The organism is Streptomyces sp. NBC_01214, assembly GCF_026340975.1.
Taxonomy (GTDB): domain Bacteria; phylum Actinomycetota; class Actinomycetes; order Streptomycetales; family Streptomycetaceae; genus Streptomyces.
On record NZ_JAPEOS010000001.1, the window covers coordinates 2304363 to 2318009 of the forward strand.

10 protein-coding genes are annotated in these 13647 nt (G+C 72.0%); 5 read left to right on the top strand and 5 right to left on the bottom strand.

Annotated elements, in window-relative coordinates; all coding sequences use genetic code 11:
• Window positions 1-214: 214 nt before the first annotated feature.
• The 3 genes from OG594_RS11070 to OG594_RS11080 are packed head-to-tail and all read right to left on the bottom strand — an operon-like array spanning window position 215 to window position 3967.
• Window positions 215-1360: an ADP-ribosylglycohydrolase family protein gene (locus tag OG594_RS11070; protein WP_266597683.1), complete on the bottom strand. Its 1146-nt coding sequence runs from the start codon at window positions 1358-1360 to the stop codon at window positions 215-217.
• 7 nt (window positions 1361-1367) lie between these two features.
• Window positions 1368-2984: an ADP-ribosylglycohydrolase family protein gene (locus tag OG594_RS11075; protein ID WP_323185189.1), complete on the bottom strand. Its 1617-nt coding sequence runs from the start codon at window positions 2982-2984 to the stop codon at window positions 1368-1370.
• Window positions 2981-3967, bottom strand: a complete 987-nt coding sequence (locus OG594_RS11080) for an ADP-ribosylglycohydrolase family protein (RefSeq protein WP_266597684.1) — start codon at window positions 3965-3967, stop codon at window positions 2981-2983. The genes OG594_RS11075 and OG594_RS11080 overlap by 4 nt, the downstream gene beginning before the upstream one ends.
• A gap of 259 nt (window positions 3968-4226) precedes the next feature.
• Between OG594_RS11080 and OG594_RS11085 the strand changes: the two genes are divergently transcribed.
• The 3 genes from OG594_RS11085 (at window position 4227) to OG594_RS11095 (ending at window position 11326) form a co-directional block, all read left to right on the top strand.
• Window positions 4227-4958, top strand: a complete 732-nt coding sequence (locus OG594_RS11085; RefSeq protein WP_266597686.1) for a VIT1/CCC1 transporter family protein — start codon at window positions 4227-4229, stop codon at window positions 4956-4958.
• Between the two features lie 373 nt (window positions 4959-5331).
• Window positions 5332-9873 (top strand): glutamate synthase large subunit, encoded by a 4542-nt coding sequence (gene gltB / locus OG594_RS11090; protein WP_266602798.1) that lies wholly within the window; start codon window positions 5332-5334, stop codon window positions 9871-9873.
• Window positions 9866-11326, top strand: coding sequence for a glutamate synthase subunit beta (locus OG594_RS11095; protein WP_266597688.1), 1461 nt, complete (start codon window positions 9866-9868; stop codon window positions 11324-11326). Before gltB ends, OG594_RS11095 begins: the two co-directional genes overlap by 8 nt.
• A 428-nt stretch (window positions 11327-11754) precedes the next feature.
• Here the strand turns inward: OG594_RS11095 and OG594_RS11100 are convergent, their stop codons facing one another.
• A complete protein-coding gene (locus tag OG594_RS11100; protein WP_266597690.1) occupies window positions 11755-12186 on the bottom strand; it encodes a hypothetical protein in 432 nt (143 codons plus the stop codon).
• A 172-nt stretch (window positions 12187-12358) separates the two neighbouring features.
• Here OG594_RS11100 and OG594_RS11105 point away from each other — a divergent pair, with 172 nt between their 5' ends.
• Together OG594_RS11105 and OG594_RS11110 are read left to right on the top strand one after the other, a co-directional pair.
• Window positions 12359-13195 (top strand): helix-turn-helix transcriptional regulator, encoded by an 837-nt coding sequence (locus tag OG594_RS11105; RefSeq protein ID WP_266597692.1) that lies wholly within the window; start codon window positions 12359-12361, stop codon window positions 13193-13195.
• Window positions 13180-13380 carry a DUF397 domain-containing protein gene (locus OG594_RS11110; protein WP_266597694.1) on the top strand — a complete coding sequence of 67 codons (201 nt, stop codon included), beginning with the start codon at window positions 13180-13182 and terminating at the stop codon, window positions 13378-13380. Before OG594_RS11105 ends, OG594_RS11110 begins: the two co-directional genes overlap by 16 nt.
• Here the strand turns inward: OG594_RS11110 and OG594_RS47050 are convergent.
• Window positions 13352-13531 (bottom strand): hypothetical protein, encoded by a 180-nt coding sequence (locus OG594_RS47050; protein WP_323185190.1) that lies wholly within the window; start codon window positions 13529-13531, stop codon window positions 13352-13354. The genes OG594_RS11110 and OG594_RS47050 overlap by 29 nt on opposite strands.
• Window positions 13532-13647: the final 116 nt, after the last annotated feature.

Genomic DNA, 13647 nt, shown 5'->3' on the forward strand with positions numbered 1-13647 from the left:
CAGGCCAGGGCGCGCAGTTCCGGTGCGGCCGGGGTGGGGGAGGCGCCGGCGCGGTCGGGGGCGGGGTGGCCGCCCGCCGCGAGCCAGGCGCGGAGGGCGGCGGCCGGGTTCCGGCCGTCCTCCGCGGCCTGGCGCAGCTCGTGCCCGACCAGGTCTTCGGGCTGAGCCCAGGTCAGCCGGACGGGCCGGTCGGCGGGGCTGCGGTCGCAGGTCGTCATCGCGGGTCCGCGATCGCGGTGAAGGCCGCCTCGTGGGAGCGGCGGCGGGAGCGGTCGAGGGCGAAGACCTCCCGGGCCACGGCGGCCAGCGCGTCGGCCGGGGCGTGCAGGTCGAGTCGGCTGGCCTCGGCGACCTGCTTGGCCCAGGCGGCCGGGACCGCGGCTTCGCCGCCCAGGGCCCCGGCGATCGCCCCCGCCATGGTGGCGATGGAGTCGCAGTCCCGGCCGTAGTTGACCGCGCCCAGGACCGCGGTCTCGTACCGTCCGTCCGCGACGAGCAGCATCCCGAGCGCGACCGGGAGTTCCTCGATGGCATGGAGGCGGGAGGGACGACGGGCGTCGAGAGACGGGCTGCGGTAGTCCGGCCCGACCGAGTCGTAGGGGGTCACCGCCGCCCGCAGCGGGGCCAGCGCCGACTCGAAGTCCCGGTGGCCGGCGGCCACTTCGCGGACGGCCGCGATCGCCTCGCGCGTGCCGTCCTTGGCCAGGGACAGGGCCGTGTCCACCACCGAGGCGGCCGTCGCCCCCGGCACGCACGCGGCCGCCACCGCCGCCGCGAACACGCCCGCCGCCTCCCGCCCGTACGAGGACTGGTGCGCACCGGCGATGTCCAGCGCCTCCGCGTACGCGCCCGCCGGATTGCCCGCGTTGGCGATGCCCACCGGGGCCATGTACATCGCCGCGCCGCAGTTGACGATGTTGCCGCTGCCGGCCTCGCGGGGGTCGACGTGCGCGTAGTGCAGTCGGGTCACGATCCACTTCTCGGCGAGGAAGATCCGCTGCAACGGCAGGGCCTCGGCCTCCAGTTCCGGGATCCAGCGGGGCGTGGACATCAGGTCGGGGACCAGGTGCTCGGCGATCGCGTAGGCGTCGAGGTGGTCCCGTACGGCTTCGTAGACCCGTACCAGCGCGTGCGTCATCAGGGTGTCGTCCGTGACGTGCCCGTCGCCCTTGTGGTACGGGGCGATGGGGCGGGCCGTGCGCCAGTCCTCGTGCCAGGGGCCGACGATGCCGTGCACGCGGCCGCCGTGCCGTTCCACGATCTGGTCCGGGGTCCAGCCCTCCACCGGGCCGCCGAGCGCGTCGCCGACGGCGGCTCCGACGAGAGCGCCGCGGGCCCGGTCCTCCAACGTGAGCGTCATGTCCGAATCATCCCTTGGGTGAGGTGAGTTCCGTGGCCGCGAGGAGCGCGGCGAGTTCCACGAGGTCGGTGCCGGCGAGGCGGGGGAGGGCGCAGCCGGAGAGGGTGCGGCAGGCCTCGCGCCAGGCGGCGGGGATCGAGTCGCCGCCGCCGATGACGCCGGTCAGCGCGCCGGCCAGAGCGGGGGCGGAGTCCGCGACGCGGGACAGGCAGGCGGCGGCCGGGACGGCCTCGGTCATCCTGCCGCGGGCGGCGGTGGCGAGGGCGAGGGCCACGGGGACGGTCTCGGCGGCGGCGATCCCGTAGCTGTAGACGTGGTCGACGATCTCGTGTTCGAGGGTGGGGACGATGCCGAAGGCGCCGCCGTCCTTGTGGGTACGGGCGAGGCGGACGGCGTGCCGGGCGTTGCGGCCGATCTCGGTGGCTTCGGGGAGCTGGGCGAGGGCGGCGTCCACGGCGGCGTCGACGGCGTCGTCGGCACCGGTGGCACCGGTGGCGCTCAAGGCGGTGGCGATGGCCGCGGCCATGGCACGGGCGCCGTGCACCCCGTCGCCGTCCTGGGTGTAGCGGGCGTCGAACTCGGCGAGGTCGGCCGCGGCGCGGGCGTCGCCGGGATGCACGACGGCGAGGACGCAGGCGCGGATGCAGGCGGCGTCGTCGAAGTAGTGCGGGTTGTCGTGGCCGGTGGCGGGCGGGCGCAGGCCGGTGGCGAGGTTGCCGAGGCCGGCGCGGACGGAGATCCGGGCGCGGAGGGGCAGGACGGCGGACTCGACCTCGGGCGCGCGTTCCGCTGCCGCGGCGACCTCGGAGGCCAGGGCGTTCCACGCGAGGTCGATGGCCGCGCGCATCCTCCTCGACCTGCTGAGGTCGCTGAGGAGGACACCGGCGGCGGTGAGCACGGACTCGGCGACGAAGGCGGCCCATTCGGCGTCGTCGGAGGGGCCGAGGCGGAGGGGTTCGGGGGGCTGGTTGAGGGCGATGGGGACGGGGAGGGTGGTGGTGGCGTTCTGCTCGGCGAAGGTGTCGAGCTCGCGGGTCAGGCGGCGGGTCCACTCGGGCATCCGGCTGGCGCGGTGGCGGGCGGCGGGCCACCCGGCCGCGTCGCCTGCGGCGAGCCCGAGGAGGAGGCCCTCGATCGGCCGGGCCCCTGCGGGGAGCTCGGCGGGACGCACCGGGGCCGTCTGCCCGGCCCGCACCACGACCCGTGCCCCCGCCCCCACGAGCTCCCGCCCGCCCGGGGACACGACCCCGGACCGAGCTTCGGCCGGTGCCGGTGCCGGGGGCAGCGTCGGCAGGGTCTGCGGGGCCAACCCGCCCGGTGGCAGGCCTACGGGCCCCCGCTCGCCCGGTGGCGCGATTCCGGGCCGCGGTTCGGCCGGGGGCAGGCCTACGGGGTCCCGCCCGCCCGGGGGGACGTGCTTGCGCTCCGTCGGGGGCGCGGGCAGGGCCTCGGGTCCCTGCCCCGACGGGGTCACCGGGGGCGGCACCGGCAGGCGGAGGGGTGGTGCCTCGGCCCGGGCCAGGTGTCCGAGCCCCCGCTCCGCCGGACCCGGACCCGGGGCCGGGGCCGGGGTCGGGTTCGCCGGGGGGAGCGCCAGCGTCTGGTCGTCCGGGGAGGGGGTCATCGGACGGCCTCGCATTCCGGGGTGAGGAGGTCCGCGATGTCCAGGACGTGGTAGCCCCGCATCGAGGGGAGGCAGCTGCCGCGGACCGGCCCGATGGCCGAGGACCAGGCGGCGGGGATCGCGCCGGCGCCCGACAGCGCGCCGGCCAGGGCGCCCGCCACCGCCGCGGTGGTGTCGGCGTCGCGGCCCATGTTCACGGCGGTGAGGACGGAGGACGGGAAGTCCCCGCGGCAGGCGGCGAAGGCCCCGAAGGCCAGGCCCACCGCTTCCGGGGCCAGGTCGGTCCACGGGTAGCCGCCGATGACCACCGCCGAGCGCACCGCCCGTTCGCCGCGCGGGGCGGCGGTGACCGCCCGGCGCAGGGAGCGGGCCGTCCAGGAGTCGGACGGGATGACGGACAGCGCCGCGGAGATCGCCGAGGCGGGGGAGCCGCCGGCCATGGCCGCGGCCACGCCCGCCGCGACCGCCTGGCCGCCGTAGATGCCCTCCCCGTCGTGGCTGACCGAGCCGTCGATGGCGACGAGCCGGGCCGCTTCCGCGGGCCGGCCCGCGGCGAAGACGCCGAACGGCGCGGCCCGCATGGCCAGGCCGTCCGACCACGCGTGCCGGTGCTGGGCGGAGATGGGCGCGGCCAGGCCCCGGCGGAGGTTCTCCAGGGTGCCGCGCTCGGAGAACCCGGCGCCCCGGAAAGGGCCTTCGTCGAGGTCGGCGATCCAGTGGTGCCAGGCCCGCTCCACGTGGGAGACGGTGAGCGCCGAGCCGTGGCGGGCCAGCAACAGCCCCGAGAAGATCGCGTACTCGGTGTCGTCCGTGCCCGCCGGGTCCTCCGACACGAAACCTTCGATGCGGCCCCACTTCGCCCGGATCTGCGACGGCTTCATGTTCTCCGCGGGGGCGCCCAGCGCATCGCCCACGGCGAGTCCGAGGAGAGCGCCCCTGGCCCGTTCGAGGAGGACCTGCGGATTGCATGCAATCAGCTTCATCGGCTCCATGGCGCGCCTCTCCCACATCGGATGGGGCTCATCATGAGCCCTTGGGGGATTTGTGCCATGGCATGTGGTTTGTCGCTCGTCGCGAAACACCCCGCGAACACCCCCGTCACCCGGTCGCCGACCCACAAAAGCCCAGGTAAGTACGGCCTTCCTTGCTGGCGGGCCACAGAAATCGTGCGTAGTTTCGAGGTGTTCAGGGGGAGTGGGGCGCGTCATGGCGCCTGTTCGCACATTTGGGGAGATTCCACGCATGTCCATCATCGACATCGAAGCGCCGCTGCACACCGCGCACCGCGACAACCACACCCACCGCGACGTCAACGGTGGATGGCTGCGGCCGGCCGTCTTCGGTGCCATGGACGGGCTCGTCTCGAACCTCGCCCTGATGACCGGTGTGGCCGGCGGCGCCGTCGCTCCGCAGACCGTCGTCATCACCGGACTGGCGGGTTTGGCGGCCGGCGCCTTCTCGATGGCGGCCGGCGAATACACCTCCGTCGCCTCGCAGCGCGAACTGGTCCTCGCCGAACTGGACGTGGAGCGCCAGCAGTTGCGCAAGCACCCAATAGACGAGATGGAGGAGCTCGCCGAGCTCTACGTCTCCCGCGGCGTCGAGCCGCCGCTCGCCCGCGAGGTCGCCATGCAGCTGTCGCGCGACCCCGAGCAGGCGCTGGAGATCCACGCCCGCGAGGAGCTCGGGATCGACCCCGACGACCTGCCCTCGCCGCTGGTCGCCGCGGTCTCGTCGTTCGGTTCCTTCGCGCTGGGCGCGCTGCTCCCCGTCCTGCCGTACCTGCTCGGCGCCACGGCCCTGTGGCCCGCGGTGCTGCTCGCGCTGGCCGGGCTCTTCGCCTGCGGTGCGGTCGTCTCCCGGGTCACCGCCCGGTCCTGGTGGTACAGCGGCGTGCGCCAGCTGGCCCTGGGTGGCGCGGCCGCAGGTGTGACGTACATCCTGGGAACCTGGATCGGTGGAGCCATAGGCTGACCGCGGCTGGAGTGAGACACTATGCAGTACGCAACATAAGTAGTCCGTTACTCGGCGGTTTCGAATCCGTGTCCGCCGGGAATCAGACCAGGGCTCCGGGCAACGATGCCCGCCCTGCACCGGGACCTCCGCCTCGCGCGACACCTCCGTAGAGCGCCGCGAAAGTCCCCTCTTTCTGCCTCGTGCAGTCCGCATGCTGGAATGGCGTATCCGCTTCTCGGGATTGTCGTCATCATGTAATCTGCACGAAATTTCGCAGAGGGCCAACGTCGTCCCTCGGCTATGCACATATGCCACGACGACGACGGGAGAGCCGATGCGTTCCGCATCCACGCACTCCGCGACCGGCTCCAGCACCACCGCCTGGTCGCCCATGGACGGTCGCCCCGCCCAGCAGGGCATGTACGACCCGCGCAACGAGAAGGACGCCTGTGGCGTCGGATTCGTGGCGAACCTCACCGGCGAGGCCACCCACACGCTCGTTGAGCAGGCCCTGACCGTATTGCGGAACCTCGAGCACCGCGGCGCGACCGGCTCCGAGCCGGACTCGGGCGACGGCGCCGGAATCCTCAGCCAGGTCCCCGACGCGTTCCTGCGCGAGGTGGCCGGCTTCGAGCTCCCCGAGGCCGGCGGCTACGCCGTCGGCATCGCCTTCCTCCCCGCCGACGGCACCGCACAGGCCGTCGCCGTGGAGCAGATCGAGGCCATCGCCGCCGAAGAGAACCTCACGGTCCTCGGCTGGCGCGAGGTCCCGGTCACCCCGGACCTCCTCGGCAACGGCGCCCGCGCCACCATGCCGGCCTTCTCCCAGCTGTTCGTCTCCAACGGCAGCACGGGCATCGAGCTGGACCGCAAGGCCTTCGTGCTGCGCAAGCGCGCCGAGCGCGAGGCCGGCGTCTACTTCCCGTCGCTCTCCGCCCGCACCATCGTCTACAAGGGCATGCTGACCACCGGCCAGCTGGAGCCCTTCTTCCCGGACCTCTCCGACCGCCGCTTCGCCTCGGCCGTCGCCCTGGTCCACTCGCGCTTCTCCACGAACACCTTCCCGTCGTGGCCGCTCGCCCACCCGTACCGCTTCGTCGCGCACAACGGCGAGATCAACACGGTCAAGGGCAACCGCAACTGGATGAAGGCCCGCGAGTCCCAGCTGGCCTCCGAGGCCTTCGGCGACGGCGTGCTGGACCGGATCTTCCCGATCTGCACCCCGGACGCCTCCGACTCGGCCTCCTTCGACGAGGTCCTGGAGCTGCTCCACCTCGGCGGCCGCTCCCTCCCGCACAGCGTGCTGATGATGATCCCGGAGGCGTGGGAGAACCACACCTCCATGGACCCGGCCCGCCGCGCGTTCTACCAGTACCACTCCACGATGATGGAGCCCTGGGACGGCCCGGCCTGCGTCACCTTCACCGACGGCACCCAGGTCGGCGCGGTCCTGGACCGCAACGGCCTGCGCCCCGGCCGCTACTGGGTCACCGACGACGGCCTCGTCGTGCTCGGCTCCGAGGTCGGCGTGCTCGACATCGACCCGGCCAAGGTCGTCCGCAAGGGCCGCCTCCAGCCCGGCAAGATGTTCCTCGTCGACACCGCCCAGAAGCGGATCATCGAGGACGACGAGATCAAGAACGAGCTGGCCGCCGCCGCGCCCTACGCGGAGTGGCTGGAGACCGGCGAGATCGAGCTGTCGGACCTGCCCGAGCGCGAGCACATCGTGCACACCCACGCTTCGGTCACCCGCCGCCAGCAGACCTTCGGCTACACCGAGGAAGAGCTGCGCGTCATCCTCGCGCCCATGGCCCGTACCGGCGGCGAGCCGCTCGGCTCCATGGGTACCGACTCCCCGATCGCGGCCCTGTCCGAGCGCCCCCGGCTGCTCTTCGACTACTTCACCCAGCTGTTCGCGCAGGTCACCAACCCGCCGCTGGACGCCATCCGCGAGGAGCTCGTCACCTCGCTGCTGTCCTCGATCGGCCCGCAGTCCAACCTGCTGGAGCCGACCGCCGCGTCCTGTCGCAGCGTCACCCTGACGTTCCCGGTGATCGACAACGACGAGCTGGCCAAGCTCATCCACATCAACGCCGACGGCGACATGCCCGGCATGAAGGCCGCCACGCTCTCCGGCCTCTACCGGGTCTCCGGCGGCGGCGAGGCCCTGGCCGCCCGCATCGAGGAGATCCGTGCCGAGGCCGACGCGGCCATCGCCAACGGCGCCCGCCTCATCGTCCTCTCGGACCGCCACTCGGACGCCGAGCACGCGCCGATCCCGTCGCTGCTGCTCACCTCCGCCGTGCACCACCACCTCATCGCCACCAAGCAGCGCACCCAGGTGGGTCTGCTGGTCGAGGCCGGTGACGTCCGCGAGGTCCACCACGTCGCCCTGCTCATCGGCTACGGCGCCGCCGCGGTCAACCCGTACCTCGCCATGGAGTCCGTCGAGGACCTGCTGCGCGCCGGTACCTTCCTGTCCGGCCTGGAGCCGGAGCAGGCCATCAAGAACCTGATCTACGCGCTCGGCAAGGGCGTCCTGAAGGTCATGTCCAAGATGGGCATCTCCACCGTCGCCTCCTACCGCGGCGCCCAGGTCTTCGAGGCCGTCGGCCTGAACGACGGGTTCGTCGAGACCTACTTCAACGGCACCGCCACCAAGATCGGCGGCGCCGGCCTGGACGTCATCGCCCAGGAGGTGGCCGCGCGCCACGCCAAGGCGTACCCCGTCTCCGGCATCGCGGCCACGCACCGCGCGCTGGAGATCGGCGGCGAGTACCAGTGGCGCCGCGAGGGCGAGCCGCACCTGTTCGACCCGGAGACGGTCTTCCGCCTCCAGCACGCCACCCGCAGCCGCCGGTACGACATCTTCAAGCAGTACACGGCCCGGGTGAACGAGCAGTCCGAGCGCCTGATGACGCTCCGCGGCCTGTTCGGCTTCAGCTCCGACCGCGAAGCCATCTCCATCGACGAGGTCGAGTCGGTCGCCGACATCGTCAAGCGCTTCTCCACCGGCGCCATGTCGTACGGCTCCATCTCCAAGGAGGCGCACGAGACCCTCGCCATCGCCATGAACCAGCTGGGCGCCAAGTCCAACACCGGTGAGGGCGGCGAGGACCCGGACCGCCTGTACGACCCGGCGCGCCGCTCGTCCATCAAGCAGGTCGCCTCCGGCCGCTTCGGTGTGACGAGCGAGTACCTGGTCAACGCGGACGACATCCAGATCAAGATGGCGCAGGGCGCCAAGCCCGGCGAGGGCGGCCAGCTGCCCGGCCACAAGGTGTACCCGTGGGTGGCCAAGACCCGCCACTCCACCCCGGGCGTCGGTCTGATCTCCCCGCCGCCGCACCACGACATCTACTCCATCGAGGACCTGGCCCAGCTGATCCACGACCTCAAGAACGCCAACCCGGTCGCCCGCATCCACGTGAAGCTGGTCTCCGAGGTCGGCGTGGGTACGGTCGCCGCCGGTGTCTCCAAGGCCCACGCGGACGTCGTCCTCATCTCCGGCCACGACGGCGGAACGGGCGCTTCCCCGCTCACCTCGCTCAAGCACGCGGGCGGCCCCTGGGAGCTCGGCCTCGCCGAGACCCAGCAGACCCTGCTGCTCAACGGGCTGCGCGACCGGATCGTCGTCCAGACCGACGGCCAGCTCAAGACCGGCCGCGACGTGGTCATCGCCGCGCTGCTCGGCGCCGAGGAGTTCGGTTTCGCGACCGCGCCGCTCGTCGTCTCCGGCTGCGTCATGATGCGCGTCTGCCACCTGGACACCTGCCCGGTCGGCATCGCCACCCAGAACCCGGTCCTGCGCGACCGCTTCTCCGGCAAGCCCGAGTTCGTCGTCAACTTCTTCGAGTACATCGCGGAGGAGGTGCGCGAGATCCTCGCCGAGCTGGGCTTCCGCACGATCGAGGAGGCCGTCGGCCACGCCGAGGTCCTCGACACCACCCAGGCCGTCACGCACTGGAAGGCGCAGGGTCTCGACCTGGAGCCGCTCTTCTACGTGCCGGAGCTGCCCGAGGGCGCGGTCCGCCACGCCCTGATCGAGCAGGACCACGGTCTGGAGAAGGCCCTCGACAACGAGCTGATCGAGCTCGCCGCCGACGCGCTGAACGCCGAGACCGCCGAGGCGGCCCAGCCGGTCCGCGCCCAGGTCGCGATCCGCAACATCAACCGGACCGTCGGCACCATGCTCGGCCACCACGTCACCAAGAAGTTCGGTGGCGCGGGCCTGCCCGACAACACCATCGACTTGACGTTCACCGGCAGCGCCGGTCAGTCCTTCGGCGCGTTCGTGCCCAAGGGCGTCACCCTCCGCCTGGAGGGCGACGCCAACGACTACGTCGGCAAGGGCCTCTCCGGCGGCCGCATCGTGGTCCGCCCGGACCGCGGCGCCGACCACCTGGCCGAGTACTCCACGATCGCGGGCAACACGATCGGCTACGGAGCCACCGGCGGCGAGATGTTCCTGCGCGGCCGCACCGGCGAGCGCTTCTGCGTCCGCAACTCCGGCGCGCTGGTCGTCTCGGAGGGCGTGGGCGACCACGGCTGCGAGTACATGACCGGTGGCCGGGCGGTCGTCCTGGGCGAGACGGGCCGCAACTTCGCGGCCGGCATGTCGGGCGGCGTCGCGTACGTCATCGACCTCGACCCGCACAACGTCAACGTCGGCAACGCGGGCGCGGTCGAGACCGTCCTGTCCGACAGCGACAAGCAGTGGCTGCACGATGTGGTGCGCCGCCACGAGGAGGAGACCGGCTCGACCGTGGCCGCGAAGCTCCTGGCTGACTGGTCCGTCGCGGTGGACCGCTTCAGCAAGATCATCCCCACCACGTACAAGGCAGTGCTCGCCGCCAAGGACGCCGCTGAGCTCGCCGGACTCTCGGAATCCGAGACCACGGAGAAGATGATGGAGGCGGCGACCCATGGCTGACCCGAAGGGCTTCCTCACCACCCCCCGCGAGACCGCCTGTACCCGTCCCGTCGCCGACCGGCTGAAGGACTGGAACGAGGTCTACGTCCCGGGCTCGCTGCTGCCGATCATCAGCAAGCAGGCCGGCCGCTGCATGGACTGCGGCATCCCGTTCTGCCATAACGGGTGCCCGCTCGGGAACCTGATCCCGGAGTGGAACGACTTCTCGTACCGCGAGGACTGGACCGCCGCGTCGGAGCGCCTGCACGCGACGAACAACTTCCCGGAGTTCACCGGGCGGCTGTGCCCGGCCCCCTGCGAGTCGGCGTGCGTGCTCGGCATCAACCAGCCCGCCGTGACCATCAAGAACGTCGAAGTCTCGATCATCGACAAGGCGTGGGACAACGGCGACGTCACCCCGCAGCCGCCGGAGCGGCTGTCCGGCAAGACGGCCGCCGTCATCGGCTCGGGCCCGGCGGGTCTCGCCGCCGCCCAGCAGCTGACCCGGGCCGGCCACACCGTAGTCGTGTACGAGCGCGCGGACCGCATCGGCGGCCTGCTGCGCTACGGAATCCCCGAGTTCAAGATGGAGAAGGTGCACATCAACCGCCGCATCGAGCAGATGCGCGCGGAGGGCACCAAGTTCCGCACCGGCATCGAGGTCGGCCGCGACATCACCGCCACCGACCTGCGCAAGCGGTTCGACGCGGTGGTCATCGCGGCGGGCGCGACCGTCTCCCGCGACCTGCCGGTCCCGGGCCGCGAGCTGAACGGCATCCACTTCGCGATGGAGTACCTGCCGCTCGCCAACAAGGTCCAGGAGGGCGACTTCATGGCGCCCCCCATCACGGCCGAGGGCAAGCACGTGGTCGTCATCGGCGGCGGCGACACCGGCGCGGACTGCGTGGGCACCGCCCACCGCCAGGGCGCGGCCTCGGTCACGCAGCTGGAGATCATGCCCAAGCCGGGCGAGGACCGCAACGCCAACCAGCCCTGGCCGACCTTCCCGATGCTCTACAAGGTCACCTCGGCCCACGAGGAGGGCGGCGAGCGGGTCTACTCCGTCTCCACCACCCACTTCGAGGGCGACGAGGACGGCAACGTCCAGGCCCTCCACCTGGTCGAGGTCGCCTTCGAGGACGGCAAGCTCGTCCAGAAGCCCGGCACCGAGCGCGTCCTCCCCGCGCAGCTGGTCACCCTGGCGATGGGCTTCACGGGCACCGACCAGGCGAACGGCCTGACCCAGCAGTTCGGCCTGGAGATGGACGCCCGCGGCAACATCGACCGCGACGCCTCCTACGCGACCAACGTGGACGGCGTCTTCGTCGCCGGCGACGCGGGCCGCGGCCAGTCGCTCATCGTCTGGGCCATCGCGGAGGGCCGCTCGGCCGCCCGCGGCGTGGACCGCTTCCTGACCGGCAGCAGCGCCCTCCCGTACCCGGTCAAGCCGACGGACCGCTCGCTGACCGTGTAGCCCTTCTCAACGCCGTGCTCGCACCGCTCGGCCGCGGGCGGCCTCCCGGGCTTCGCCCGGCTGCGCCGGCCTCCGACCGTCGGTGCGGGGCCGGGGCTACGCGCAGTACCCCCGGCCCCCGCCCCCGCGAAAGGGGCGGGACCCCTCATACGGTCCGTACAACGGCGTACGGAACTCCCGACACGGCGCCCGCCACGACTCCTTCTGGATGCCGTGCTCGCACCGTTCGGCCGCGGGCGGCCTTTCGGGCTTCGCCCGGCTGTGCCGGCCTCCGACCGTCGGTGCGGGGCCACGCGCAGTACCCCGCCCCCGCTTCTGCGAAAGGGGCGGGACCCCTCATACGGTCCGTACAACGGCGTACGGAACTCCCGACACGGCGCCCGCCACGTCCCCGACCAGGGGTGGCGGGCGCTGTGGCGTGTTCGGGGCTACTCGGGCTGGACGACCGTGGCGCCCCAGCGGATGGACGGGGCCGAGGCCGTCACCGAGGCCCCGAAGCCGCCCTGGAGGCCGGTGCCGAGGGGAACGGTGACGCGCGCCGGGTCGCCTTCGGGGCAGTCGACCGTGAAGGGGGCCGGGTCGCGGTCCGGGTGCTCGTTGAGGTGGAAGGCCACCTCTATCGTGCCGCCGCCCGCGCAGCCGAAGGTGATGAACGTGTCCAGCCGGGGCGAGAGGCCGCCCGAGACGAAGCCGCTGGAGCCGGTCAGCTCGGGGATCCAGATCAGCCCGTCGGGCCCCGGATAGCCGACGATCTCGTCCCCCGCCGAGGCGTGTGCCGTGCCGGCGGCGAGCGTGAGCATGAGCGCCGCGGTCAGTGTGGTGAACGCGGCGGCCTTGCCGCGCCCGTGTGCCTGCTTCATGTGTTCCCCCATGGTGTCTCCGGTTCCGACTGACACCGATCACGCTAACCAGCGGCACTGACAGCGGCCTGTGGCGTTGGGTAGTCGTATCAATCCGTTCCGATGTTTCGCCGACCTGGTCAGGACTACGCTTTCGCGGAGTAAGGGCACTGTGGAAGCGGGGAGTTGGCTCGTGGCCAAGCAGAAGGATCTGAGCGGGGCGCAGACACCGGAGGAGTTCGCCCGCGAGGAACTGCGGCGCCACCGGGAAGCGGCCGGGCTGACCCAGGAGGGCCTGGGCGAGCGGATCTTCACGAGTGGCGCGTACGTCGGCCAGATGGAGTGCGGCACGCGGCGGCTGCGGCCGGAGATCGCGGAGCTCATCGACAAGGTCTTCGGCACCGGGGACTACTTCACCCGCCTGGCCAAGGCGTTCAAGTCGAAGTACGAGGAGTACTTCGCCGAAGCGGCCGAGCTGGAACGTCTGGCGACGGCCATCTACGAGTACGCCTCCACCCTGGTTCCCGGGTTGCTCCAGACGGCCGACTACGCCCGAGCCGTGATGTGGGGCGGAAACCCCACCGCGCTTGCCGAGTACGTTGATGGTCTGGTCGCGTTTCGTCGGGAGCGCGCACGGCTTCTTGATGACCCAGTAACCCCCGAAATGTGGGTCGTCCTGCACGAAGCGGTACTGCGGACCGCAGTTGGGGGGCCCGGCGTGATGGCCGCTCAGTTGCGGCACATCTCTGCCTACGTCCGTGCCCATCGGATCACCGTGCAGGTGGTGCCTTTCTCGGCTGGATCCCAAGGGGCCCTTGGCTCTTTGGTGACTATCATGCAGTTCGCCGACGCGCCGGACGTGGTGTACACGGAGGGGCCCTGCGTGGGGCAGCTGGTCGACTATCCGGCGCTGGTACGGCGCCACTGGAAACTCTACGATCTCGCCAGGGCCGCTGCGCTGTCGCCGGAAGTGTCCCTGACCTTGATCGAGTCAGTGGCGGAGGAATACGCGAAGTGTGTACAAACGTAGAGGGGCTGTCCTGGCGGAAGTCCTCGTACAGCAACTCCGACAGCGCCAGCTGCGTCGAGATCTCTGACGACTTCCCCGGCGTCGTCCCCGTCCGCGACACCAAGCTCGCGGGTGCCGGTCCTGTCCTGCTGTTCCCGGTCGCCGCGTGGGCTCCGTTCATCCGGGCCGTGAAGGGGCGAGGCTGATTTTGTAGCGCAGCTGCTGGCGCCCGGTCGGCCTGAGCATCACGTCCGCCTGGACGGGGCTGTCCGCCGCGTCGTTGGTGGTGCGGGCCAGGCGGAGCACCGGTTCGGCCGCTCCGAGGCACAGTTGCTCGCGCTCCCCATCGAGCGGCATCAGCGCCGTCCTCGACGACCCGGACCCCGATGTGCCCGAGGGCGGCCAGCAGCGTCACCGCGCCGCCGCGGATCTTCGCCGTGCCGGCCAGGGGGGTTCCCGCGGCCATGTCCGGG

Coding starts and splice junctions, on each gene's coding strand:
- OG594_RS11100 (WP_266597690.1), bottom strand. CDS start 12,186: ATGAAGCAGGCACACGGGCGCGGCAAGGCCGCCGCGTTCACCACACTG.
- OG594_RS11070 (WP_266597683.1), bottom strand. CDS start 1,360: ATGACGCTCACGTTGGAGGACCGGGCCCGCGGCGCTCTCGTCGGAGCC.
- gltB (WP_266602798.1), top strand. CDS start 5,332: ATGGACGGTCGCCCCGCCCAGCAGGGCATGTACGACCCGCGCAACGAG.
- OG594_RS47050 (WP_323185190.1), bottom strand. CDS start 13,531: ATGCCGCTCGATGGGGAGCGCGAGCAACTGTGCCTCGGAGCGGCCGAA.
- OG594_RS11075 (WP_323185189.1), bottom strand. CDS start 2,984: ATGACCCCCTCCCCGGACGACCAGACGCTGGCGCTCCCCCCGGCGAAC.
- OG594_RS11080 (WP_266597684.1), bottom strand. CDS start 3,967: ATGAAGCTGATTGCATGCAATCCGCAGGTCCTCCTCGAACGGGCCAGG.
- OG594_RS11095 (WP_266597688.1), top strand. CDS start 9,866: ATGGCTGACCCGAAGGGCTTCCTCACCACCCCCCGCGAGACCGCCTGT.
- OG594_RS11085 (WP_266597686.1), top strand. CDS start 4,227: ATGTCCATCATCGACATCGAAGCGCCGCTGCACACCGCGCACCGCGAC.